Consider the following 24440-nt stretch of genomic DNA (forward strand, 5'->3'; position numbering starts at 1 on the left):
GGTGTTCGGATTGCATATTCATTCATTTGTAAGCAAATCAGGGGTTTGTTCACGCAGAGAGACAGTGCGGTTGATAAAGGCTGGAAGAATCACGGTTAATGGCGTCCTTTGCACACCAAACCAGTCTATTCAAGAAGATGATGATGTTCGAATTGACGGGAACCCACTACCTGGCAAACCTGCTCCTATTTATTTAGCATTTAATAAACCACGAGGCATTACATGTACCGCTCAACCTTCTATTGAAGGAAACATTATTGATTTCATCCAGTACCCTGAACGGATTTTCCCTATTGGAAGATTGGACAAAGATTCAGAAGGGCTTATTTTACTGACGAATGATGGCAGTATTGTAAATCCATTGATGCGAGAAGAATTCCAACATGAAAAGGAATATATCGTAACCGTTAATCGGACCATTACTCCCCTGCTTATTGAAGGTATTCAACAAGGTGAGATCAACATCCGTGGGAAAATAACCTCCCCCTGTACAGCGATTCAACTAGACGATCGAACATTTTCGATTACCCTAACACAAGGCCTCAACCGACAAATTCGGCGCATGTGTCGCACGTTCGATTACACTGTCCAGACGTTGAAGAGAATACGAATAAAAGAAATTCACCTCAACGATTTACCTATGGGACACTGGCGCTCGTTAACGGAAAAAGAAATGAAATTACTTACTAAAACGCATTAAGATATTTATACCGACCAGCCATGCTAAAAAGGAGATTTCCTATCATGGTTGGTTTTTTGTTCGTCAATTGTTGGGCCTGGCCAGTTTGAAAACGAGAGATCTTGATCATATGCCTAGTTTGGAGAAGAACGTCTAATTCTCCCTTCCACGATGTCTTTATTTTGTGCGTAATCGGCGAGCGCAGTTCTTCCACACCCATTTTGCCCATAAAAAAACAGACCTTTTTTAAAAAGATCTGTTTTCTAGTTGGTAAAAAACAAACACTTATTCACCAAAATCTACGTTGTGATACACTTGCTGCACATCTTCTAATTCTTCTAGTGCATCAATCATTTTTTCAAATTGTGCTTGTGCGTCTTCTGGAAGTGCAAGATCGTTTTGTGCAACCATTGTTAGTTCTGCCACTGTAAATTCAGTTATCCCAACATTCTTGAATGCTTCTTGCACGGCATGGAACTGATCAGGTTCAGCATACACTATCACCGCTTCATCTTCTTCTAAAATGTCATGTGCGTCTACATCCGCTTCCATTAAAAGTTCAAGTACGTCATCCGCTGTTTTACCAACAAGACCGATGACTGCCGTTGCATCAAACATATAAGCTACAGATCCACTGACGCCCATGTTACCACCATTTTTTCCAAATGCAGCACGTACTTCTGATGCAGTACGGTTGACGTTATTTGTCAGTGCATCCACGATTACCATCGAGCCATTTGGTCCAAAACCTTCATAACGCAGTTCATCATAACTTTCTTCTGAACCACCTTTTGCTTTTTCAATCGCTCGGTCAATAATCGTTCTCGGTACATTGTACGTTTTTGCTCGCTCCAGGACGACTCTTAGCGCCTGATTTGATTCTGGATCTGGTTCCCCTTGCTTCGCTACTACATAAATTTCGCGTGCAAACTTGTTATATATATTACTTGTATTTGCATCTTTTGAGGCTTTTTTTTCTTTTATATTATTCCACTTACGTCCCATAGTCTCACTCTCTTTCCACTGTAATTGAACAAAACTACGCATCTTCCTAAACATTTTTTCAAACTAGGGATAAGTAGTTTTTTCTAATTCATGTTACTAATCTCTAGATACTATTATACCTTACTTGCAAAAATTATCATCGATTTACTCACCAAAAAGGCAATTCTTTATAATGAAGAATTGAGGGTAATAAAGACAGTTTATGCTCAATAAGAATGACCACTTTTCTCATAAAAACCACCTAGTGTAATACCATCTAAAATATTTTATAATGGTAATTATTCACTATTTATGAGGAGGTCTTTCCATGCACAAAATCCTTATTATCGAAGACGATAAAAAAATTGCAACTCTATTAAAATCCCATATTGAAAAATATGATTTTCATTGTTATATAATAGAAGATTTCACAACGATAAAACAATCCGTTTTAGAGGTACAACCTAGCCTGATTTTATTGGACATCAACCTTCCTCGATATGATGGTTTTTATTGGTGTCGGCAAATTCGTACTGTTACAACCTGTCCTATCATTTTTATTTCTGCGCGAACAGGAGAAATGGATCAAGTGATGGCGCTTGAAAATGGCGGAGATGACTATATTGCAAAGCCGTTTCATATTGAAATTGTCATTGCCAAAATAAAAAGCTTGCTACGCAGAACGTATGGGAGTTACGCGGTGGATTCAAATTCGAAGGTCACAGAACTAAATGGATTATACCTGCATCATCACCGTCTTGAGTTGGAGTACGCTGGACAAATTTTAGAATTAAGTAAAAGAGAATTCGCCCTGCTGGATTGTTTGCTCACAAAACATGGACAGGTGGTAGCTCGAGAGCAGTTATTAGAAGCTCTTTGGGATGATACGAAATTCGTAGATGATAATACGTTATCTGTAAATGTGACTAGAGTAAGAAAAAAACTGGAGCTACTCAACATAAAAAATGCCCTGGAAACGATTCGTGGGGTAGGATATCGATTTAATAAAACATGGAGTAAGAATACATGAAGCTGTTTTTAAAAGAAAATCTTCCATTTATCATCGTTTATTATATCAATGTATTTTTTATCCTTTTAATCACACAATTGGACTTTTTACAAAATAATTCATCAATAGCGCTTGGAAATTTGTTATACATCATTATTTTATCAAGTTCCATTTTAATCGGTTACCTTATATATCGATATATGAGACAGAGGGATTCTTTGCAGCAACTAGTTACTGTTGACAAGTCACTCGATGACTCCGTGATTACACTTGAAGGATCTTCAATACTTGTATCATTTGAAAACAAGTTACAACAACAATATAAACACTATTTTTATGAATTATCATATTATCGCCAACAATTACAGGAGCAAATAACATTTATGAATCAATGGGTACACCAAATGAAAACACCGTTGTCTGTCATTGAGCTCCTACTTGAACAAGAAAAGGTCGATAAGTCTTCAAACACAAATTCTTCCGATAGCATACGTGAAGAGTTAGATCGTTTAAGAAACGGATTAGATATGGTTTTATATGCTGCTAGATTAAAACAATTTGAGTCTGATTTTCACGTAAAAAGAGTTCAGCTTTCCTCTTTAGTTAGCAAGCAAATCCATCATCATAAACGTGCTTTTATCCGAAACCACGTGTACCCTATCATGAATATCGATGACAATCTATTTGTGGAAACAGATAAGAAATCATGTGCATTTATGTTAGATCAAATCATCACCAATGCCATTAAATATGCTTCGGGAACAAATTCAAAGATAGTATTTGCAGCTGTATTAAAAGAAAAAGACGTTCATTTATCTATTACAGACAGTGGTGTCGGTATACCTGAACAAGACATAAAGCGTATATTCTCCCCATTTTTCACAGGGATAAATGGACGGAAATTTCAAGAATCTACCGGCATGGGGCTTTACCTTGTGAAACAAATATATGAAAAACTCGGTCATAATGTGACAGTCGATTCTACCGAAGGAGAAGGAACAAAAGTCACCATTATTTTTCATAATGTCTCTTTGTGAGTAACGTGACAAAACTGAAAGATTAAACTTAATAAATGAAAGGAAAATCAATACGAGTTCATCCTCCTTATCATTATACTGAAACTATATTAATCACTAAACATTTGGAGGTATGTACCAATGGCGATTCTTAAAGCGAACTCATTATCAAAAATATATCAAGTAAAAAAAGGAATTTCTCACAGAGCGTTAGATGAGTTTAATTTAACGGTAGAAGAAGGTGAATTTGTTGGGATTATGGGACCTTCTGGAAGTGGGAAAACGACTTTGTTAAACATCTTGGCAACCATCGACACAGCTACCTCAGGAGAGTTGAAAATTAAAGGCTTTAATCCAGCTACACTATCAAGTAAAAAGCTGGCCCTCTTTCGCAGAAAAGAGTTAGGTTTCGTTTTTCAAGACTATAATTTATTAGACACGCTAACAATTGAAGAAAATATTATATTACCTTTAACTCTAGATAAAACAAACGTGTCAGAAATGAAACAGAGAGTGAATACTGTAGCTGAAAATTTTGGAATTGAGTCCATTTTACAAAAAAGAACGTATGAGGTGTCCGGTGGACAGCAGCAACGTGCTGCCATTGCACGGGCTATTATTCAAAATCCTCTACTTGTATTGGCGGATGAACCAACTGGAAACCTCGATTCAAAAGCTTCAAAAGATGTCATGCAATCGATGACAAAATTAAATGAACAACAGAAAACATCAATTTTAATGGTGACACATGATCCATTCGCAGCAAGTTACTGTAAAAGAATAGTGTTTATTAAAGACGGAAAATACTTTACAGAAATTCATCAAGGTTCAAATAGGCAAGCATTTTTTCAAGAAATACTGGACGTTTTATCACTTTTAGGGGGGGACGTAAATGAGTTTCAGACAATTCGCCTTTAAAAATGTGATGAGAAATAAACAAAGCTATTCGGCCTATTTTTTAAGCAGTGTATTTACCGTATTGATTTTCTTTTTATATGCCGTAATAAGCTTTCACCCAGAAATAAACAATGAAGCTTTACCGTCAACGGTTAATATGGGTTTTGTTGTTGCAGAATTTATAATCTACTTTTTTGCTGTCTTTTTTGTCTATTATTCGATGAGTACATTTGTCAAAAATCGGTCGAAAGAATTTGGTTTGTTAACGATTTTAGGGATCACAAAAGGACAATTGAATCGTCTTGTTATTTTAGAAAATATGATGATTGGAATAGGTGCTATTATTACAGGAATAGCAATTGGTTTTTTATTTTCTAAACTGTTTCTAATGATTTATTCTCTCGTTTTAGCTTTAGATGCACCGATATCATTTTATGTTCCAACAAATGCAATAGTTTTAACAATCAGTTTGTTCTTTATTCTTTTTTTGGCGAACAGTTTTTTAACTTTATTTTCCATAAATAAAAATCGTGTGCTTGAATTACTACAGGGCTCTCGAAAACCTAAAAAGTATCCAACGTATTCATGGATTCTATCTATCATGGCATTCATTTTAATTGGTTTTGCGTATTATTTATCATTTGATGCTAACTTAAGGACGATATTCTTTAGAATGATTCCTATTTTACTATTAGTTATTCCTGGAACTTACTTTTTATTTACTCAAGCAAGTATTTTTATCATTCGTATTTTACAAAAAAGAAAAAGCACTTATTATAAAAAAACAAATATGCTTACCATATCTGATCTTTCATATAAGATGAAGGATAACTCTAGCATTTTAACAGTAGTAGCAATTATGACTGCCATCACCTTCACGGCAACTGGTGTACTTGCTAGTTTTTATTTCTCAAAGAAAGATCAAGCAGAACAGTTTTATCCAGATGTATTTAGCATTTCTAGTGATGGTTCAACAATGGAGCAATATGAAAAAGAAAAAGAAAATTTAAACCAGAATTTAATGGAAGAAAGTATTACCTTTACAAACAATGAGTTTCAGCTTCTCCCTGTTAAGATCAGCTATTTAACAGACCAAAGTCCAACAAGCATTATGTCTTTAACAGATTTCAATATACAAGCAAAACATATCGGATTAAAACAACTGTCATTAAATGAAGAAGAAATTTTTCTAATATCAGGATCAGATGTGGAAGGTTTCTTTGATTTTGACGAGTCACAAGTCACATTAATGACCGAAACAGAGTCACATACATTGAATGTGAAAGAAGTTTATGATGGTAAAGTGATTAACGATTATGGTTTGAGAACGGTTGTTCATGATGAATTGTACCGATCATTCAACGAAAATATGAACCCGAACGAGCTCCAGCGCTACTATAGTGTCAACTTTCCAAACTGGGAAAGACAAGAACAATTGGATATTGATTTAAAACAGACGATTACTCACCCTAATTTCAATTCAAAAATTGCAGGTTTTTATTTATTAAAGAACATTTTTTCAGAAATCTTTTTCATTGGATTTTTTATAAGCATTCTATTTTTTATTAGTGCGGGCAGTATTTTATATTTTAAGCTCTATAACGAAATTGATCGAGACCTTGACCATTATAAGGCATTATCAAAAATTGGCTTAACCATTTCTGAAATGAGAAACATCGCATCCAAACAGCTGGCAGTCTTATTCTTTGTACCTTTTCTGGTCGCTACTGTACACGCTATATTTGCTTTTATAGCATTACAAAATATGATACCGGGGTCTGTTTGGTTTGTTTGTACGGTTACGATACTAAGTTACTTGTTAATTCAGTTCCTTTATTATTTATTTATCCTTAGACTGTATGTTAGAAAAATACAGCTTGTAATGTGAGAAGTTAACTCGCTCAATCTAAACATAGCTTGAACATGTGCGAATCAAGTGTTATGGATTCACACTTGATTCCCCAATGTTCAAGCTATTTGTACTTGACCTTCTAATAAATAATTTCTTCATCTCGATGATGTATTTGAACAATCTAGATAGTTAAAAATTTCCCCAATTATAAACTTCCTACCGGTTCTCTTACTCTACCTTCCTTCAAATGGGCACTTAGCTTTTCAATATCCTTTGAAAACCTGCGATCCTCCACAATCGGCGGAACAATCGATCTCCATTCTTCGAAATGCCTTTTTGTCACAGAACTCATCCCATCTGCCCCTCTATATTCCACCGCTTGCATGCCACAGATTGCTTCAATCGCCAATACGCGCCTAGCGTTTTGAATAATTTGGTAAGCATGCCTCGAACCAATCGTACCCATGCTGACATGGTCTTCTTGATTTGCTGAAGAAGGAATGGAGTCAACACTCGCTGGGTGAGCAAGCGTTTTATTTTCAGAAACTAGACTTGCCGCTGAATACTGCATGATCATCGCACCCGATTGAAGCCCAGGCTCCGGGCTTAAAAAAGCTGGCAAGCCATCACTTAATTGCGGATTTACTAAGCGTTCAATTCGACGTTCAGAGATGTTCGCAAGCTCTGCAACGGCTACTTTTAGGAAATCCATGGCGAATGCGATCGGCTGGCCGTGAAAATTCCCACCTGAGATTACGGTTCCACCATCATCAAATATAAGTGGATTATCCGTTGCTGCATTCAACTCGATTTCTAGCTTTTCTTTTACATAATCAAGTACTTGCCAACTTGCTCCATGTACTTGCGGGATGCAACGCAATGAGTAAGCGTCCTGCACACGTCGTTCACCTTGCTTTGTCGTAAGCTTGCTATCTTGTAAAAGAGCTCTCATCCTTTCTGCCACTGCCACTTGCTGCGGATAACCACGCGCTTCATGAATGCTTGACTGAAAAGCATCCATCACACCATGTAATCCTTCCATTGACATCGCTGCAATGTATTCACTTTGAAGGGCTAACCGCTCTGCTTCGATATAGTTGACTACTCCCATTGCCGTCATCGCTTGCGTTCCGTTTATCAAAGCAAGCCCTTCTTTTGCTTGCAATTCGATCGGTGTCACACCGATTGATCCCCAGCGTTTTGAAGCTTCGATTTGCTCCGAACCATCCCATACTTCGCCTTCCCCAATGAGTACCAAAGCTAAATGAGACAACGGAGCGAGGTCACCTGATGCACCAAGAGATCCTTGCTGTGGAATAACAGGATGAATGCGCTCGTTGACCATCATCATCAATCTCTCAACAAGAATCGGTCGAACACCTGAAAACCCTTTCAATAATGCATTCAAGCGAAGTAAAATCATCCCTCGCGACACCACTTCTGGAAAGGGTTCTCCGACTCCGCATGCATGTGAGCGAATTAAATGAAGCTGCAATGCATGAACATCTTTTTTATCAATTTCTACATCACTAAATTTACCGAATCCCGTATTAATGCCATATGTGATGTTATGGGTTGAAACGATTTTCTCAACAGCGAAGCGACTGTTCATCACACGTTCCATACTGTCGTCGGCGATTCTAACTAGCTCTCCCTCATAGAGCACTCGATTTACTTGCTCAATCGTTAAATCATTGCCGTTTAACGTGATCATTTTTAATCCCCCTTTTTCGCTAATACAATCCCCGTCATTACTTGTAAAAAGCTGTATACACCAGCTTTTACCGTGGGTGAGGCTGTCCCGTCTTTTAAAGGATCAAGGCATACAAAATCAATATGTTGAAAACGATCATCTTTACCTACTTCAAGTAGTGCATCAAATAATTCGTGTGTGGTCATGCCACCAGGCGTTGACGCTGGCACACCTGGAGCAAAGCTGACATCTAATACATCCATATCCACCGTTACATAAATACGATCTACTTTTTCCTTCAAAGCTGCTAATGAAGCCCGAACTGTTTCCTTCATTCCTTGCTGTCGCGCTTTTTTAAGTGTAATCATGTTAACACCATGTTCTTTACCGTACTGTACGAGGTCTGAAGAGTTAAAATAACCATGTAATCCGATGTTATATACATTCTCACCTTTAATCACATCACCCTCTATCAATTGACGGATTGGAGTTCCGTTTGATGGTCCATTTTGGGATGGGTCACGTAGATCAAGATGGGTATCAAATTGTAAAATACCGATCGTTTCGTGTGGATAGATTTCATTCAATCCACGAACCGTACAAGCCGTAACAGAATGATCGCCACCAATATTTACCGAAACCGCATTCGCGAAATTGCGAGCAACCACACTAGTTGCTTGCTCAATGCGTTCATGGCATTGAGCAATATCCGTTCCGTGCATGTTAACATCGCCTAAATCAACAATTCTTAATGACGCAAGGTCAACTTCTTCTTCTATATTGTAGGTCTGGAATCCTTTCCATCCTTTACGGAAGGCAAGTGGATATTCCGATGCACCTGACACACTGATTGAAGAACGTGATAATGGCAGACCAAGCAGGACAACATCAATGTTTTCCATAGGCTGCTGCCACTCTTCTATTGTATGAATCCACTGATGAACTCTTCCTTTATGCTCAGCCTCTTTTGTCCAGCTCCATTCTGCTTTTCGAACAAATGACTGTTGGAGATCGTGGTAGATATCTGGCATTTTTAGACCTCCTTTAGACAACCTGTTGACCATTTTTCCATACTGCTTCCACATGATTTACCCCAAATGCATATTGAAGCATACGATAATTAGGAACATCCCACATGACAACATCTGCTTTTTTACCGACTTCTAAACTACCAGCTTGTTCTTCTCTACCGATTGCATACGCTGCATTTATAGTAGCTGCACACAAAGCTTCTGCAGGAGTTAATCTCATTGAAATACAAGCTAGATTCATTACGAGTGGCATGCTTGTTGTTGGTGAAGAGCCTGGGTTACAGTCTGTTGAAATGGCAACAGCCACACCTGCATCGATCATTTTACGGCCTTGTGCTGCTTCTTCGCGTAAATATAGGGCTGTTGCAGGCAATAAACAAGCGATGGTCCCGCTTTTCGCCATTGCAGTGATCCCTTCATCTGATGCTTTTAACAAATGCTCGGCAGAAATAGCGCCGACTTTTGCTGCAAGCTCTGCCCCATTAAATGGCTCAATTTCATCCGCATGAATTTTTGGTGTCAGACCAAACTCCTTACCGGCTTTTAATATTCGTTCGGACTGTTCCGGCGTGAAGACATTTTTTTCACAAAACACATCGTTAAACTGAGCAAGTTCTTCGTCAACAACTTTAGGAATCATTACCTCAATAATGTGCGTGATATAGTCATCTTCTCTTCCTTTGTATTCTTTCGGAACCGCATGGGCTCCCATAAAAGTTGGTATTAGATCAATGGCGTGTGCTTCATCTAACTTTTTCATCACTCGTAATTGCTTAAGTTCAGTTTCCAGATTTAATCCGTAGCCACTCTTACTCTCTACAGTCGTAACACCATGCTTTAAAAATGAATCAAGTCGACGCCAAGATTGCTCGAAAAGCTCATCTTCTGTTGCTTCGCGCGTCATTCGACTCGTAGCATGGATGCCGCCACCTGCATTCATAATGTTCATATAACTAACGCCTTCCAGACGCTTTTCAAATTCTTGCTCACGTGTTCCTCCGTAGACGGCATGAGTGTGGGGGTCAACAAGTCCTGGTGTAACCAGTTTTCCTTTTGCATCAACCACATCTGCTTCATGTGCCCGGTCTGCAAAATCATGTTCGAGTTGCTCCGTTGTTCCAATTTTGACGATGACGTCATTTTCGATCCATAGACTTCCATCTTCTATTATGCCAAGCTCACTCATCGCCTCTTTCGTACGTGGTCCTGTAAGAGACGACGAAGCCATCGTGACAAGTTGAGTTGCGTGCTTTATCCAAACTGGTTTCATCACCAAGCCATCCTTTCGTTACATGAAAATTAGTTTTCGTCTTGATCGAGCATTGGAATATTAACGCCTTTTTCCCGCGCTGTTTCTTTCGCTAAATCATATCCTGCATCCACATGGCGCACGATTCCCATACCAGGATCAGTCGTTAAAACGCGCTCGAGCCGAGTGGCTGCTTCATCTGTGCCATCAGCTACAATGACCATCCCAGCATGAATGGAATACCCCATTCCAACACCGCCACCATGGTGAACAGAAACCCACGTCGCACCGCCAACTGCATTGATCATCGCATTTAAAATCGGCCAATCTGCAACAGCATCGGAACCATCTAGCATCCCTTCTGTTTCACGATTAGGTGAAGCAACCGATCCGCTATCTAGATGATCACGACCAATGACGATAGGCGCTTTTAATTCACCGCTTTTAACCATATCGTTAATGATTTTTCCAAACCTTGCTCTCTCCCCATACCCTAACCAGCAAATGCGGGAAGGCAATCCTTGAAACTGTATTTTTTCTCTAGCCATCCGGATCCAATTACAAAGGTGAGTGTTTGATGAAAACTCACGAAGAATCACTTCATCTGTTTTATAAATATCTTCTGGGTCCCCTGATAGTGCTACCCATCGGAACGGTCCTTTCCCCTCGCAAAACTGGGGTCGAATATATGCAGGGACAAAGCCAGGGAAATCAAAGGCGTTGTCGACACCTTCGTCTTTTGCTACTTGACGAATGTTGTTGCCATAATCAAACGTAATCGCACCCTTTTTTTGCAAATCGAGCATTGCCTGCACATGTAGGGCCATTGATTTTTTTGCGCGTGTTACCAGTTCATCTGGTTGTTCGTTTCTCATTGCTGTACCTTCTTCAAGTGTTAAACCTACTGGCAAATAACCGTTTAATGGATCGTGTGCAGAGGTCTGATCAGTTAAGATATCTGGTACAAAACTTTTCTCAAGCATTTTCGGTAGCACTTCAGCTGCATTTCCAATTAACCCAATGGATAAAGCCTTTTCCTCTATTTTTGCTTTTTGTGCCAACTCAATCGCTTCATCTAACGAATGCGTTTTTACATCTAAATAGCGCGTCTCAAGTCGACGATCCACACGGCTTTCATCCACGTCAATCCCAATACAAACCCCACCGCACATTGTGACAGCAAGCGGTTGAGCACCGCCCATTCCACCTAACCCCGCAGTAACGGATATTGTCCCTTGAAGAGAGCCGTTAAAATGTTGGTTACCTACTTCCGCAAATGTTTCATACGTACCTTGTACAATTCCTTGTGAACCGATGTAAATCCAGCTACCCGCTGTCATTTGCCCGTACATCATCAACCCTTTTTTATCGAGCTCGTGAAAAGTCTCCCAGTTTGCATAGGAAGGAACCAAATTTGAATTTGCTAAAAGAACACGAGGCGCATCCTTATGTGATTTAAATATCGCAACAGGCTTTCCTGATTGAACAAGTAATGTTTCATCGTTTTCTAGCTCCTTAAGCGACTTGACAATTGATTGAAAAGCAGGCCAATTTCGTGCAGCCTTTCCGATACCGCCATAGACAACTAGGTCTTCAGGGCGTTCCGCCACGTCTGGATCCAAATTATTCATCAACATACGAAGAGCTGCTTCCTGCTGCCAACCCTTTGTCTCGAGCTCTGTGCCGTGTTTTGCTGTAATTGATTCCGAATCTTTTGTATGCGTTTTCATTTTATTCCTCCTCGATAGCAATAACTTTATACTATTGCAAATATTATAAAATTACAATTTAAAATAGAAAAAAATATTAATTTAAAGTAAATATTATCCTTTAGTTCGCTAATTAAGAAGTGAATTAGCGAACTAAAGGATCACAATTAGAGATTGCTATTTAACATAGCAGCTAGGACGTTTGTCACGAGGTGCGGATAAGTGCTATGCTGACTTCGATATTGGGTCTAATACGCGGATATCCCCCAAATAAACTTCGATAAATGCTATGTATCCACGAATATCCACCACGGCTTCGGTTAATATGTAGGCATATAGATTTTTTGTTCGATTGTGACTTTGATACTAAATCTTATTTCCACAAGGGCTTTCCCTTAATACAATATGTCAATTTAGGTTAGAATGAGGGTAGGATTGGGGTGAAATCGATTGAGGAAATTTTTTCTATTAATACTGTTGATCGTTGCTGTTTTCATCTCGAAGCCGCTATGGGAGGACAAGGTTTCCTCGTACGTGGATGTTTCTTTTATGGATACGATCTCTGATAAAGTTTTATCGGTTGGCGATTCTCCAACGATTATGAACGCACTTGATCATTTTCAGGATACGTTAACTACAATGATTATCGATATAAATGATGCTATTCAGCAAGCACCAGATTTAGAGTCAGACCAGCAAACAAATTCCGTAGCAAAACCTAATTTAAAGACACCAACGGAACAACTTTTTTCCGTTTATAATGTACAGCTAGGTGAATCAAAAGAACAAGTAGAACAGGAAGTCGGTGCACCAAAGCGCCAGTCGACCAATGAGTTTGGAACGAAATGGTTCACCTATCATGAGGATTATCAAAACTTTGTAATGATTTCTTACAATGAAGAGAATAGAGTAAATGGCCTTTTTACAAACCAAGATTTACTTTCTTCATCAATTGGCATTACACTTGAAAGTTCAAAAGAAACTGTACATGCAGAACTTGGTGATCCGTTGACGACCATTCGCAAGGGTTTAATACGTTATCAGCTTGAGAGCGAAGGTGAATATGACCTTTTCAAGCTAGAGGATAGCTACGTCACTGTTTTTTATGACAAGCATGCAAACAGTACAGTAACAGCCATTCAAATCATACATGAGGACCTTGAAGCAAACCGATCCGACTTTTATAGTGACCCATCAACCGCATTAAACGAAGGTTTCGAATATCAGTTATTTGATTTAACTAATGCGGCGCGTGTGAACCATGGGTTGAATGTATTAACGTGGGATGAATTAGTGAAAGAAACGGCAAGAAAACACAGCTTAGACATGGCAGAAAACTTATTTTTCGACCATGAAAACTTGGAAGGCCAATCTCCTTTTGATCGAATGGAACAAGATGGCATACACTATACTGTCGCAGGTGAAAATTTGGCATATGGACAATTTAGTAGCATATTTGCTCACGAAGGCTTAATGAATTCCTTAGGCCACCGTGAAAATATATTGAACGATAGCTATGCTTTTTTAGGCGTTGGGGTTGCGTTCAATGAAGACTCACAACCGTACTTTACGGAGAATTTTTTCAATCGATAATTTTTATTTTCATTCAGCACTGTTGCAAAAATACCTAAGACAAGGAATAACAGGATTGGTTGATATAATGTGAGTTTTTGTCCTTTTCGCTCACTTATCTCAGCCAATCTTTTTTAATAAAAAAAAACAATAATGGTCGTCCTCCTGCATATAGATCAAAAAAGGAGGCGGTTTGTGTGGCATACTTATGGACGGTGACAGTAGGCTATGTTTTTCTTTTGGGTATGGTAGGCGGGATTTTCGTTTATTTTCTGCGATCATCGCTTAACCTTGATGATTCAACGAAAATAGATCCTCTAAAAAAATCATAGTGACAAATCATATTCACCTGCTTTTCTTATGTTTTCACCTTTAAAAATATTTACTATCAAGGTAACCATACGGTGAAATTTCTATAAATTCAGACAAAAGAGCGTCTGTAACACCAAGACGCTCTTTTAGCGTGGAAACCAATAAGTTACATTGCAAATAGTTTGGATGATCATTTACGATAAAAAGATACACAAGGAGGATCATTTTATTTTATGAAAAGTATAATCAGAATCATTTTACTTTCTGTATTCTTTGTAATGATTACAGGATGTAGTAGTGAGGAAACAAACGAGGAAATTAGACAAGTTACGAATGTAGGAATCGGTGATGAATACATTGATAAGCTATCTGAAGTTCTTGGAGAGTTAGTTGAAGTGGAAGAAGAAAGCGATAACGGAAGTCAAGAGGAAGAAACACCGCTTATATCCTATGATGTGATTGACGATGAGCTTTCTAATCCTATTCTAGAGGTAGAAGATAAGAAATGGGAACATTATCAACAGGATATTGATAAACATACTCAGCTTTGGCAGTTATTCGCTAGTATCGTTCCTTCTAAAGAACGTGAAATGGTTACAGGATTCTATGTATTTACCGATGGTGTCGGCAATACCTTAGGTGCTGTTGAGCCACGCTATGAAAATCCAGAAGAATGGCTTCTCAGTCTAGACATAGCAGATAGTGATAATACAAAAGAATTAATAGATACACTTATACATGAATTCGGCCATCTATTATTTTTGAATGAAGAACAGGTTCCATTTAGCGAGGCTACTTTTGCTGATCTAGAAAATGACCAAGTGTTAGAGAGATTGAAAACAAACTGCTTACAGTATTTCACCTCATATGGTTGCAGTGCCCCTGAATCCTACATTAATCAATTTTACCAACGTTTTTGGGTGGAGATTATTGAGGAGTGGGAGTCACTCGATGTAGAAACAAACGAGGAAGACCTTGATCATTTTTTTACAAATCATGAGGATGAATTTGTAACAGACTATGCTGCAACTCATCCATCAGAGGATATAGCCGAATCATGGAGCTACTTCGTTCTATCCTATAAACCCGAAAATGAAACGGTTGCTGATGAAAAAATTTCTTTTTTTTATCAGTACCCTGAGCTAGTTGAATTGCGTACAACGCTGCTATCAAATCTTTATAATGTACTCACTACTGTGCATGAGTGAAGAGATTTAAAAACTCTATAGTTATACCCCAGAATGAAAAAACACCGATTTCTAACAAAAATCAGCATTTTCTATTCTGGGGGTATTTGTTTTTCCTCAAACTGCTGGCAATGTGCACATACCCTTTAGCGTTCTAAATCGATGGATCGTTGTCGTTCGTTTTCTGAGATCAGCTGCTAGCTCAGTTTTCTTCGGAAAGAACTCAATCATCAACCAAGAAAATTACCGGCGAGTAAATGAATCGATCCGTTAGCTTTCGTTAATTCTTTTATGTTCTTTCTCTCGTTCAACTGTCATTTTCCTTTTTATGATCATAATACCTACAATACTAAGAAGCATAACGATGACTTGTATCAAGAAGACAATCGACGTTAATATGTTTTCATCTTTAAAAACGAGATCTACTTTTGAGGTAAATACCCCAATCCCTGAAACTAAAAAAAAGAATAAAAGTATTTTTCTTCTTGATTTCAATATTTCATAATAAGGTGGATTTGGAGATTTAACCATGATTAATTCTCCTTTCAAATTAAATGATTTTAGACATATAATATTCATCCACATATTTTCCATTCACAAATAATGAATGCTTTTTTGTTCCTTCTATTGTAAACCCCATCTTTTTGTACAATCCAATTCCTGTATGATTATGGTGCATGACCGTTAATTCTAATCTATGAATACTTTGTTCTTTAGCCCACCTATCAAGATGTTCAAATAATTTTGTTCCGATTCCTTTTCCTCTAAAATGACTCGCAACTCCTAACACGACATATACCCTGTGCTTGGCTCGTGCTGGATTTCCTCCTGTCGCAAACAAAAAGCCAGCTAATTCCCCATCATCTTCTGCTAAAAAAATAGAAGAAGTCAAGTCTTCGTTGATCGCTTTAATTCTTTTCCTCTGCGCTTCAACTGGAATTTTTCTTTCTCCAGGTTCAAATAACATGAAGTTCGATTTTTCTACTTGTTCCATCAAATGAACTAGTTTTTCAGCGTCATTTGGTTCTGCGTGTCTAATAATCATTGTCCAACCTACCTTTTACGTTTATTTTCACCGATCTACATTGACTCCTTCTACCTCTTCGTCATTTTCGAAAAGTCATTTTCCAAGTAACAATCATGGAAATAAATAAAATCACTGCATATACATAGGTTCCGTTCGGAAACAACGAGCTAACGGAATGGAGTCCATAGAAGGCAACGATGACCAAGATAAGTCCAAAAACCTTCCCACTTTCTTTGTGCTGCGCGAGTGAAAATGATTCAGAAAATGGAAACGCCCTATTACTTAATACCTTTAATGAAGCGGTTGAATAAATGATAGAGCTCATCAATACCACAAGCAAATCCACAAATATTTGGTAAGAGAACAGCCAAAGAAATACGATACATTGAATGAAAAATACCGGAAAAAATAATGTAACTAGCCCTGCTTTTAACGTACCGCTGTAAATGGATGAACGATGCTGGATTGAAGCCACCTCATAAATCCAAGACCCCTTATAGCCTGATGAATATTTCACCATGGAAAAAATCGTTGGGATGACGAGCAAGCTAAAGTAAATAAAGTAATAAGAATTACCGTCTCTCAGGTCATCAAACGAAGAGGCTTGAGACATAGAAAACATAAAAATAAAGGGAACAACGATTGCAAAACCAAGTGAAGGATAAACCTTTAATTTGAATTCTCTTTCACTTTTCATCATTGAACGAGCAAAATAATACACACTGCGCTCTTCTTTATTTGGACTAATCCATTTAACAAATGTCTTCTTCCATTTAGCTTGGCGTTTCTTCACTCCAACTTCTGTGTGAGAAAGTTTCTGCAGTTGATGTTCAAAGGTTGGCATTAATCTAACGTATAGGATCATCATCAAAATTGGAATCAGTATGGCCATCACGGCAAGGATGATGACAAATATTGAACGCTCTCCCTGCAAGATGACTTCATGTAATGCTCCAAACCAAACAGGAGGTGTCAACAACTGCCACCACGCAGGAGTAAAATTGATTTCCATCGCGATAAATTCAAACGAACGAATGACAACTTGATAACCGATGAAAATCCCAATAGTTAACAAAATCTGAATATAATTGATCATGTTTTTTAAGCGTTCTCCATCAAAGAAACGCAAGATGAAAATATATATACATGCTGTTAAGACAAGAATCAACATCACAAGAAGAATAACTTCAAGTAAAAATAACAAAAAGAACCCTATCCCCATACTAAATAACGAAACAACGAGTGGAACCGCAACGGTCGCTGTCGTTAGAAAAAACATATAAATACTGACGTGAATCATTTTTGCTGCACTTAATGTTCTCTTGTTAATCGGTTTTGGTCCGATAATGGCTCGATCTCGAATATCTAAAAGCACAGCAGAGAAGTCGGAAATCATCGAGGTCATGAGAATAAACATTAAGACACCAAAAATAATGCTCATTTGAAAGAAATATTGATCAGCAAAAAATAAAAAGGGTACTACCGCTAGCCCATACAAAGCATAGATCCAAAGTGAACGAAGAAAATGGTTTTTGTCTTTACTCTCATCCACTTTTTGTTGGCTGTATACTGTTGGAATTCTTCTTGAGTCCATCGTAAGTTTGATTTTTAAAATATGTCTCAACAGTGGATATTCAATCCCCACCTTATTAAATCCCTTTTCAAAACGATCAAGAAAACGTAGACTCATGAAATCACTCATGATGAAACTCCTTGGACAATGGCAACAAATTCAGAAGCGATTTGTTTGTGCTGGTGAAAGCCTGTTAAATCATTAAAAATGTCTTCGAGTGACCCTTGTTTATTTTGTTCTCTTAATTCTTCAAACGTTCCATCAGCCACAACGTTACCACCTGAAATCAGAACGATCCGATGACTGATTTTCTCAACAATATCCATGATGTGTGAGGAGTAAAAAATTGTTTTTCCTTGTGCCGCTAATTGCGATAAAATTTCTTTTACAACAAGCATACTGTTGGCATCAAGACCACTCAATGGCTCATCTAAAAACAGTAAATCAGGGTTATGTAATAAACTTGAGATGATTAGCACTTTCTGCTTCATCCCTTTTGAAAAGGAAGAAAGACGTGAATAAATGACTTGGTCAATATCAAATTGACTCATCAGTTTTCTTGCTTTATCAAGCGCTTCTTCTTCATCGATTCCATATAACCCAGCGACAAACGCAAGATATTCACTTGCCGTTAAGCTATCATAAATCTCTGCATTCTCCGGCACATAGCCAATTCGTCTTTTATATAAATGATCTTGGTCTTGAATATCCGTTCCGAAGACACTGATGCTACCACTGTATCCTTCGACAAGACCAAGCATCATTTTTACTGTTGTGCTTTTACCTGCTCCATTGGGTCCGATATAGCCCACAATTTGCCCTTGATACACCGTCAAGTTAATGCTTTTGAGCACATCCTCTCCACCGTAACTTTTTGTTAAACCTTCAAGCCTGATTACTTCTTTTCTATCCATCTACTTCCGACCACCCTAGGTAAAAGTAGCCGCCTACATGAATCGTAGACGGCATTTACTTTTAAGATTTTATTTTGTTGCTAAAACGCATGAAAATCAGCTTTGTAAAGCAATTGATTAAACGTTTTCCTAATGCTTCGCTCACCCGGAATCCAAGTTTTAAGGATTTAATGTCCTTTCAAATGTATCGATCCAAAAGCGTTGAATAACATTACCGTCTTCTTCGATAAAATCTTCTATTTGTAAGCCATTATTGTTACTAATTGTTTTAGCTGATGCACGATTATCTTCATCACAAACGACAAGCACTTTTGAAATTCCTAGACTTTTTGCCTCGATCAGCGCTAGTTCCAGGAGTTTAGTTGCGAACCCTTTTCTTCGTTCACTTGGTCGAATACCATAGCCGATATGCCCCCCACTATTCAATAAATCTTCTGTTAGCTTGTGACGAATATGAACGGCACCAATCATTCTCTCGTCTTCTCCGATTAGTAAGAATGTAGAGCTCGATACCCATCCTGCTCTCAAACCTATTCCTTTTTCTTCATTTGTAAATAGCTTTAACATCTCTTGGAAGTCAGAAGGATCTTTTGTAATCGCTTGAGGAATGAATGGTTCCCCGCTTTTTATCCATTCTTGATAATAAGCTAAATATTGATCTTTTAATCTTTCAGAAGGTCTAGTTAAATACACATGTTCCATTGACATCGGCAGCACATCCCCTCAGACTTTTTCCTATTTTACCCACATCATAAGAAGATGTACAACCCCTTATAGCACTCTTTTAGAAAGAATCGTTCCGATCTATGTATTCTTTTCCATTGGCAAGATATTGTTTAGCTAGTGTGTCTTTTAGCAATTCAAACTCTTTGACAGCACTTCTGTTTTGGTAGGTATTTCTAGATCTTTTTTTTAAAAACTTCTCAATGAACGGTTTTAATCTTCTGATATTTTAATGGTATATTAGTTGGAGAGATTCCTAATAGAATCGGAGGTACTACCTGTGCAAAGTGAAGAACAATTTTACCCAACTCTCTTGAACTGGGCTGAGAAATTCGAATCGATTCGCGTTGTCTTACAAACAAGTTCACGGGCAAATCCACATGCATTTAAAGACCGGTTTACAGATTATGATATTGAATTGTTTGTAGAAGATCTTGAATGGTTCCTACAAGATAAGTGGCTCGCTCAATTTGGAGAACTAATCGCAGCTGTTCCATTAAATCCGATGATCGATCATCAACACCTAACGCGGCTTGTCCTGTTTGAAGATGGAACGAAAATTGATTTCCAAATCCAACATCTAGACTGCCTTCAAAAGTTTCAAACTCTCCCACCTGAATATGATAATGGTTACCAAGTTTTACTCGATAAAGATCATCTCACAGAACACTTTAAAGCCCCTTCCCATACAGCTTATTACGTGTCTCCACCAACAAAAGAGGCTTACCAAGAACTCGTTAATGATTTCTGGTGGGATACGTCGTACGTTGCCAAAAGCTTGTGGCGTGATGAACTTTTTTTCGCAAAATATATATTGGATAGTATCATTCGTATCGTTTATTTGCGACCAATGATCGAGTGGCATCTCGGTGTAAAATATGATTGGGCCGTTAATCCAAATAAAGTTGGAAGGTGGTTTAAACGGTATGTAGACTCTGATGTTTGGATAGAAATTGAACAAACATATGCTGGGGGAGAAATTAAGGATAACTGGAAATCACTTTTTGCCATGATGGACTTATTTAGGAAGCTGGCCAAAGAAGTAGGAGCATCGCTAGACTATAAATATGATGATCAAATCGATGAAAAGTTAACACAGTATTGCAAAGACATATCCACACTCAAGTAATTAATTCATTTCCCGTATTAGGTGCATTTTAAAAAATTTGATCACCCCAAACACATGATTTATTAATAATTTTGGATAAAATCTCTCCTGTCAGTAACGGGAGAGAGCTCTTTCCCCATTAATTTAGCAGTGGGAAAATATGATTTAAGAGTCACACCTAGCCTCGCAGTAAAACTGAACTACTCCAGAACCCTCTTTATCCTTATCATTTTCTAACAAATCACACCAATTCCTTAGCGTATTAGAGAAACTAATTTAAAGTCCTCCAGAAAGTCTCTATTGGAAAGGCGTTCCACTTCATGTACAATCACCACTATTCACCTAGTAAACTCCCATAAAAAAGATATATAACTATGAATGATTGCTTAGTTTCAAAAACAAAAAACACCCTTATGGTATTATTTTTTCGATAAAACACGACAAAATATTTATATTATTTACATCAGCCGCCTTTTATTTTATTATTAAAACGAATCTTTGAAAACGATTCCATTTATATTTATTTAACAGACTAACTTGTAAAACAAAAAAATATCACTTTATGTAGGAGGAAATTTATTTGAATGCCATTGCAATAGCAGCCATTGGGCTTTTCATTTTCATTCTTGGGTATCGATTTTACTCAAAGTTTGTTGCTGAGAAAATATTCCGTTTAGACCCGAACTACGTAACACCTGCACACCGCTTTAAAGACGGGGTGGATTTTGTCCCAACGAATAAATTTGTACTTTGGGGGCACCATTTCACCTCCGTTGCTGGGGCTGCGCCAATTCTCGGTCCTGCGATTGCCGTCTATTGGGGCTGGCTACCAGCATTTATATGGGTGGTACTTGGTACTGTATTCGCTGCGGGGGTACATGACTTTGGAACACTCGTGCTTTCCGTGCGAAATAAAGGACAATCAGTTGGAACACTTGCCAACAAGTTGATCGGTCAACGTGCAAAAATTTTGTTTCTCTTCATCATTCTTATTCTTGTTCTAATGCTTAACGCAGTATTTGCTTGGGTTATTGCGAACTTATTTATTACGAACCCATCAAGTGTATTGCCAGTGTTTATCCAAATTCCACTAGCTCTTTGGATTGGTCATGCAGTATATAAAAAGAACGTAAAAATGCTTGTTCCTTCTATTATTGCACTAGCAATCATGTATTTTGTTGCCATCGTGTCTGCAAAAGTTGAATTCTTACAGATCGACCTTGTACGATATATGGGTGGTGAAGATGCTGCAGGACTTTTTGGACTCGGTGCAGTCTCTACCGCATTCTTCATTTGGATCATGGTCTTGATGGTGTATGTCTATATCGCTTCTACCCTACCAGTATGGAAGCTTCTACAACCACGGGACTTTATTAACTCGCATCAACTTATTGTTGGGTTAGCCATTTTATATCTTGGTCTTTTGTTCACGAACCCTGAAATCACTGCCCCAATCACAAACCCTGGTGCGGATGATGTTTCTTGGTTCCCACTACTATTTATTACAATTGCTTGTGGAGCGATTTCTGGTTTTCACGGACTTGTGTCATCCGGAACATCCTCTAAACAGTTAGATAAGGAAACAGATGCACGTTTTGTTGGGTACTCAGGGGCGATTGGTGAAGGAGTTCTTGCACTTGCTGCTATTATTGCTGTAGTAACATTGTTCCCTTCAAAAGAAGACTTCTTAGCTACGTATAGCAGCTTTGGAGCAGCTAATGCTGATGGTCTTGGTTCCTTTGTTGCAGGGGCAAGTCAACTTGCGACTGGCTTAGGACTCCCTTCTGATATTGCTGCAACGATTGTATCCATCATTGTCGTAAGTTTTGCAGCTACAACACTCGATTCAGCTGTTCGACTTATGCGCTATATTATCGCTGAGCTTGGTGTGGAATACAAAGTACCTGCTTTAGCTAAAACACACGTAGCAACAACGATCGCTGTTACTTCAAGTGCTGCGCTCGTGTTAATTCCTGAAGGACCCAATGGCTTTGGGTCAGGTGGTTACCTTCTTTGGCCTTTATTCGGTACCGCCAATCAATTATTAGCTGGGATCAGTTTACTCCTTATCTCAATTTGGCTGAAACGACTGGGCCGAAATTACATGATTACAATTATCCCGATGATCTTCCTCTTATTCATGACGTTATACGCGATGATCCAGCAGGTTATCTTTCAGTGGTCGTGGTGGGGAAGTGAATCAAATACGCTTCTCTTTGTGTTCGGAGCGATCATTATGGGATTTGCGATTTGGATTATTCTAACAGCCATTTCAGTATTGAGAAGTAACGATGACACGAAAATTGATTTAGAAGATTAAAGAACGATTACGTTAGGGAAAGGGATCATTTTCACATGGTCCCTTTCCTGTATTTTACGAAGGGGTGATTAACTATGATGCTCGATAAAATGAAAACACTTATCGCTTATTACGAGGAAGTGTTAAGCATGCCACATCGCCAGGAAATTGCTCGTGAGTTGAGAGATGAAGACGATCTATTCCTTCTGTTACTTTATTCAGAAATGATCGGCATTCCAAACCCTGTTTATTACTATACGCTTGAACTTTATCCTTACATGATTGAGAAATTTCATGATTGGCATTTAAGAATGGGAATGGAGAAATCACCATTAGCAGGTATGCGTTGTTGTTAGAACAAGATTAATTTGGCATAAAGGAGAATGGCAATGGAAGTCTTAAGTAAAAGCATTATTTTTGTAGGTGGAAAAGGCGGCGTTGGTAAATCTACTTCTGCCGCTGCTATTGCTTGGAAATCAGCTCAACAAGGCAATCGAACACTGCTAATCTCAACCGATCCCGCACATAACGTTGGTGATATTTTCAACCGGAAATTGGATGGTAAAACCGTTGAAATCTCGAAAAACCTTTATGCGCTTGAGATCGATCCAGAAATCGAAACGGCCACATATATTAAAGGGGTAAAAGAAAATATTAAAGGGGTCGTACATTCTCACATGATGGAGGAAGTTCATCGTCAGCTTGATACAGCAAAAGCCTCTCCTGGAGCCGATGAAGCAGCCCTATTTGATAAGTTGATTTCAATTATTTTAGAAGAACGAGCAAATTTTGATAAATTGGTGTTCGATACCGCACCTACTGGTCATACAATTCGTTTGCTTACATTGCCAGAGCTAATGGGCGTGTGGATCGAAGGGTTACTTGATAAACGGAAAAAAACGAACGAAAACTATGCAGCACTATTGAATGATGGTGAACCAGTTGAAGATCCTATTTATGAAGTATTAAAAACAAGACAAGAAAGATTTTCTAAGGCAAGAGACATATTGCTAAGTGAAAAGGAAACAGGATTTATCTTTGTTTTGAACCCAGAGCGTCTCCCGATTTTAGAGACGGAAAAGGCAATTGAATTACTGAATAAATATGATTTGCACGTCAAAACCTTAATTATCAATAAAGTATTGCCGGAAGAAGCAGATGGAGCTTTCTTTCTCGAACGAAAAAAACACGAGAAGAAGTATACTCAATTGATTAAAGAAACATTTACAAAACAGCAATTGATCTATATTCCATTGTTCTCACAAGATATCGTAAGCAAAAATCATCTAGAATCATTTAGTGATCATTTTTAAAAACCTAATTCATCTCGAATAACAAAAAGGTCACAAGAGATTGCTTGTGATCTTTTTGCATACGTAAATCATTCTTATTATTCTTCCAACAAACCGTTCGCAAGGAAACCACACTTAGGCAACAGCTGCAGTATCAGCGCGATGTAACTTATTTAAACTTTCTACTCATTCCACTCTCCTCCTTCTCACAAAAGGTTTTTAAAGAGCTTTGAAAGAATAAATGCTCGGTCACCACTATCATTACCAACTCTAGTATAAGTAATCTTGCACAATGGATAGCCAAACTTCGACAA

At 38.1% G+C, this 24440-nt stretch carries 22 protein-coding genes; 12 read left to right on the forward strand and 10 right to left on the reverse strand.

Features of this window, described 5'->3' with window-relative positions:
• Positions 1-10 precede the first annotated feature (10 nt).
• A complete protein-coding gene (locus AB1471_RS04130; RefSeq protein ID WP_367778331.1) occupies positions 11-700 on the forward strand; it encodes a pseudouridine synthase in 690 nt (229 codons plus the stop codon).
• 264 nt (positions 701-964) lie between these two features.
• Here the strand turns inward: AB1471_RS04130 and AB1471_RS04135 are convergent, their stop codons facing one another.
• Positions 965-1684 (reverse strand): YebC/PmpR family DNA-binding transcriptional regulator, encoded by a 720-nt coding sequence (locus AB1471_RS04135; protein ID WP_367778332.1) that lies wholly within the window; start codon positions 1682-1684, stop codon positions 965-967.
• 307 nt (positions 1685-1991) lie between these two features.
• Here AB1471_RS04135 and AB1471_RS04140 point away from each other — a divergent pair, with 307 nt between their 5' ends.
• The 4 genes from AB1471_RS04140 (at position 1992) to AB1471_RS04155 (ending at position 6473) form a co-directional block, all read left to right on the forward strand.
• Positions 1992-2693 carry a response regulator transcription factor gene (locus tag AB1471_RS04140; RefSeq protein ID WP_367778333.1) on the forward strand — a complete coding sequence of 234 codons (702 nt, stop codon included), beginning with the start codon at positions 1992-1994 and terminating at the stop codon, positions 2691-2693.
• The gene (locus AB1471_RS04145; protein ID WP_367778334.1) at positions 2690-3709 is read left to right on the forward strand and encodes a sensor histidine kinase; all 1020 of its coding nucleotides are present in this window, start codon (positions 2690-2692) and stop codon (positions 3707-3709) included. Before AB1471_RS04140 ends, AB1471_RS04145 begins: the two co-directional genes overlap by 4 nt.
• Positions 3710-3829: 120 nt before the next feature.
• The gene (locus AB1471_RS04150) at positions 3830-4606 is read left to right on the forward strand and encodes an ABC transporter ATP-binding protein (protein WP_367778335.1); all 777 of its coding nucleotides are present in this window, start codon (positions 3830-3832) and stop codon (positions 4604-4606) included.
• Positions 4581-6473: an FtsX-like permease family protein gene (locus AB1471_RS04155; protein ID WP_367778336.1), complete on the forward strand. Its 1893-nt coding sequence runs from the start codon at positions 4581-4583 to the stop codon at positions 6471-6473. The genes AB1471_RS04150 and AB1471_RS04155 overlap by 26 nt, the downstream gene beginning before the upstream one ends.
• A 169-nt stretch (positions 6474-6642) precedes the next feature.
• Here AB1471_RS04155 and hutH read toward each other — a convergent pair whose 3' ends face one another.
• The 4 genes from hutH to hutU are packed head-to-tail and all read right to left on the reverse strand — an operon-like array spanning position 6643 to position 12140.
• Entirely contained in the window at positions 6643-8151 is a 1509-nt protein-coding gene (hutH, locus tag AB1471_RS04160; protein WP_367778337.1) for a histidine ammonia-lyase, read from the reverse strand.
• A gap of 2 nt (positions 8152-8153) precedes the next feature.
• On the reverse strand, positions 8154-9161 hold the full coding sequence (locus AB1471_RS04165; protein ID WP_367778338.1) for an agmatinase family protein: 1008 nt from the start codon (positions 9159-9161) through the stop codon (positions 8154-8156).
• Positions 9162-9174: 13 nt separating this feature from the next.
• Positions 9175-10431: an imidazolonepropionase gene (gene hutI, locus AB1471_RS04170; protein ID WP_367778339.1), complete on the reverse strand. Its 1257-nt coding sequence runs from the start codon at positions 10429-10431 to the stop codon at positions 9175-9177.
• Positions 10432-10460: 29 nt separating this feature from the next.
• Positions 10461-12140: a urocanate hydratase gene (hutU, locus tag AB1471_RS04175; RefSeq protein ID WP_367778340.1), complete on the reverse strand. Its 1680-nt coding sequence runs from the start codon at positions 12138-12140 to the stop codon at positions 10461-10463.
• A gap of 528 nt (positions 12141-12668) precedes the next feature.
• Between hutU and AB1471_RS04180 the strand changes: the two genes are divergently transcribed.
• From AB1471_RS04180 to AB1471_RS04190, 3 genes are all read left to right on the forward strand, one after another.
• Positions 12669-13712 carry a CAP domain-containing protein gene (locus tag AB1471_RS04180; protein WP_367778341.1) on the forward strand — a complete coding sequence of 348 codons (1044 nt, stop codon included), beginning with the start codon at positions 12669-12671 and terminating at the stop codon, positions 13710-13712.
• A 176-nt stretch (positions 13713-13888) separates the two neighbouring features.
• Entirely contained in the window at positions 13889-14023 is a 135-nt protein-coding gene (locus AB1471_RS04185) for a hypothetical protein (protein WP_367778342.1), read from the forward strand.
• Positions 14024-14236: 213 nt separating this feature from the next.
• Complete coding sequence (locus AB1471_RS04190; protein ID WP_367778343.1) at positions 14237-15211, forward strand: hypothetical protein; 975 nt, start codon at positions 14237-14239, stop codon at positions 15209-15211.
• A gap of 249 nt (positions 15212-15460) precedes the next feature.
• Here the strand turns inward: AB1471_RS04190 and AB1471_RS04195 are convergent, their stop codons facing one another.
• The 5 genes from AB1471_RS04195 to AB1471_RS04215 form a co-directional block, all read right to left on the reverse strand.
• Entirely contained in the window at positions 15461-15721 is a 261-nt protein-coding gene (locus AB1471_RS04195; protein WP_367778344.1) for a hypothetical protein, read from the reverse strand.
• A 19-nt stretch (positions 15722-15740) separates the two neighbouring features.
• Positions 15741-16235 (reverse strand): GNAT family N-acetyltransferase, encoded by a 495-nt coding sequence (locus tag AB1471_RS04200; RefSeq protein ID WP_367778345.1) that lies wholly within the window; start codon positions 16233-16235, stop codon positions 15741-15743.
• Positions 16236-16296: 61 nt separating this feature from the next.
• Positions 16297-17919 (reverse strand): hypothetical protein, encoded by a 1623-nt coding sequence (locus tag AB1471_RS04205; RefSeq protein WP_367778346.1) that lies wholly within the window; start codon positions 17917-17919, stop codon positions 16297-16299.
• The gene (locus AB1471_RS04210) at positions 17916-18704 is read right to left on the reverse strand and encodes an ABC transporter ATP-binding protein (RefSeq protein ID WP_367778347.1); all 789 of its coding nucleotides are present in this window, start codon (positions 18702-18704) and stop codon (positions 17916-17918) included. The genes AB1471_RS04205 and AB1471_RS04210 overlap by 4 nt, the downstream gene beginning before the upstream one ends.
• Before the next feature lie 159 nt (positions 18705-18863).
• Positions 18864-19406, reverse strand: a complete 543-nt coding sequence (locus AB1471_RS04215) for a GNAT family N-acetyltransferase (RefSeq protein ID WP_367778673.1) — start codon at positions 19404-19406, stop codon at positions 18864-18866.
• A gap of 301 nt (positions 19407-19707) precedes the next feature.
• Here AB1471_RS04215 and AB1471_RS04220 point away from each other — a divergent pair, with 301 nt between their 5' ends.
• The 4 genes from AB1471_RS04220 (at position 19708) to AB1471_RS04235 (ending at position 24147) form a co-directional block, all read left to right on the forward strand.
• Positions 19708-20556: an aminoglycoside 6-adenylyltransferase gene (locus AB1471_RS04220; RefSeq protein ID WP_367778348.1), complete on the forward strand. Its 849-nt coding sequence runs from the start codon at positions 19708-19710 to the stop codon at positions 20554-20556.
• A 559-nt stretch (positions 20557-21115) separates the two neighbouring features.
• Entirely contained in the window at positions 21116-22855 is a 1740-nt protein-coding gene (locus AB1471_RS04225) for a carbon starvation CstA family protein (protein ID WP_367778349.1), read from the forward strand.
• Positions 22856-22929: 74 nt separating this feature from the next.
• The gene (locus tag AB1471_RS04230) at positions 22930-23190 is read left to right on the forward strand and encodes a cory-CC-star protein (protein ID WP_437342329.1); all 261 of its coding nucleotides are present in this window, start codon (positions 22930-22932) and stop codon (positions 23188-23190) included.
• A 33-nt stretch (positions 23191-23223) separates the two neighbouring features.
• Positions 23224-24147: an ArsA family ATPase gene (locus AB1471_RS04235; RefSeq protein ID WP_367778350.1), complete on the forward strand. Its 924-nt coding sequence runs from the start codon at positions 23224-23226 to the stop codon at positions 24145-24147.
• Positions 24148-24440 lie beyond the last annotated feature (293 nt).

Origin of the sequence: Jeotgalibacillus marinus (assembly GCF_040801915.1) — a bacterium.
Classification (GTDB): domain Bacteria; phylum Bacillota; class Bacilli; order Bacillales; family Jeotgalibacillaceae; genus Jeotgalibacillus; species Jeotgalibacillus marinus.

Excerpts from the sequence above, each read along its gene's own strand:
- AB1471_RS04235 (WP_367778350.1), top strand. The coding sequence starts at position 23,224 with ATGGAAGTCTTAAGTAAAAGCATTATTTTTGTAGGTGGAAAAGGCGGC.
- AB1471_RS04155 (WP_367778336.1), top strand. The coding sequence starts at position 4,581 with ATGAGTTTCAGACAATTCGCCTTTAAAAATGTGATGAGAAATAAACAA.
- hutI (WP_367778339.1), bottom strand. The coding sequence starts at position 10,431 with ATGAAACCAGTTTGGATAAAGCACGCAACTCAACTTGTCACGATGGCT.
- AB1471_RS04210 (WP_367778347.1), bottom strand. The coding sequence starts at position 18,704 with ATGGATAGAAAAGAAGTAATCAGGCTTGAAGGTTTAACAAAAAGTTAC.
- AB1471_RS04200 (WP_367778345.1), bottom strand. The coding sequence starts at position 16,235 with ATGATTATTAGACACGCAGAACCAAATGACGCTGAAAAACTAGTTCAT.
- AB1471_RS04190 (WP_367778343.1), top strand. The coding sequence starts at position 14,237 with ATGAAAAGTATAATCAGAATCATTTTACTTTCTGTATTCTTTGTAATG.
- AB1471_RS04230 (WP_437342329.1), top strand. The coding sequence starts at position 22,930 with ATGATGCTCGATAAAATGAAAACACTTATCGCTTATTACGAGGAAGTG.
- AB1471_RS04150 (WP_367778335.1), top strand. The coding sequence starts at position 3,830 with ATGGCGATTCTTAAAGCGAACTCATTATCAAAAATATATCAAGTAAAA.
- AB1471_RS04205 (WP_367778346.1), bottom strand. The coding sequence starts at position 17,919 with ATGAGTGATTTCATGAGTCTACGTTTTCTTGATCGTTTTGAAAAGGGA.
- AB1471_RS04140 (WP_367778333.1), top strand. The coding sequence starts at position 1,992 with ATGCACAAAATCCTTATTATCGAAGACGATAAAAAAATTGCAACTCTA.
- hutU (WP_367778340.1), bottom strand. The coding sequence starts at position 12,140 with ATGAAAACGCATACAAAAGATTCGGAATCAATTACAGCAAAACACGGC.
- AB1471_RS04195 (WP_367778344.1), bottom strand. The coding sequence starts at position 15,721 with ATGGTTAAATCTCCAAATCCACCTTATTATGAAATATTGAAATCAAGA.
- hutH (WP_367778337.1), bottom strand. The coding sequence starts at position 8,151 with ATGATCACGTTAAACGGCAATGATTTAACGATTGAGCAAGTAAATCGA.
- AB1471_RS04165 (WP_367778338.1), bottom strand. The coding sequence starts at position 9,161 with ATGCCAGATATCTACCACGATCTCCAACAGTCATTTGTTCGAAAAGCA.
- AB1471_RS04215 (WP_367778673.1), bottom strand. The coding sequence starts at position 19,406 with ATGGAACATGTGTATTTAACTAGACCTTCTGAAAGATTAAAAGATCAA.
- AB1471_RS04145 (WP_367778334.1), top strand. The coding sequence starts at position 2,690 with ATGAAGCTGTTTTTAAAAGAAAATCTTCCATTTATCATCGTTTATTAT.
- AB1471_RS04135 (WP_367778332.1), bottom strand. The coding sequence starts at position 1,684 with ATGGGACGTAAGTGGAATAATATAAAAGAAAAAAAAGCCTCAAAAGAT.
- AB1471_RS04180 (WP_367778341.1), top strand. The coding sequence starts at position 12,669 with ATGGATACGATCTCTGATAAAGTTTTATCGGTTGGCGATTCTCCAACG.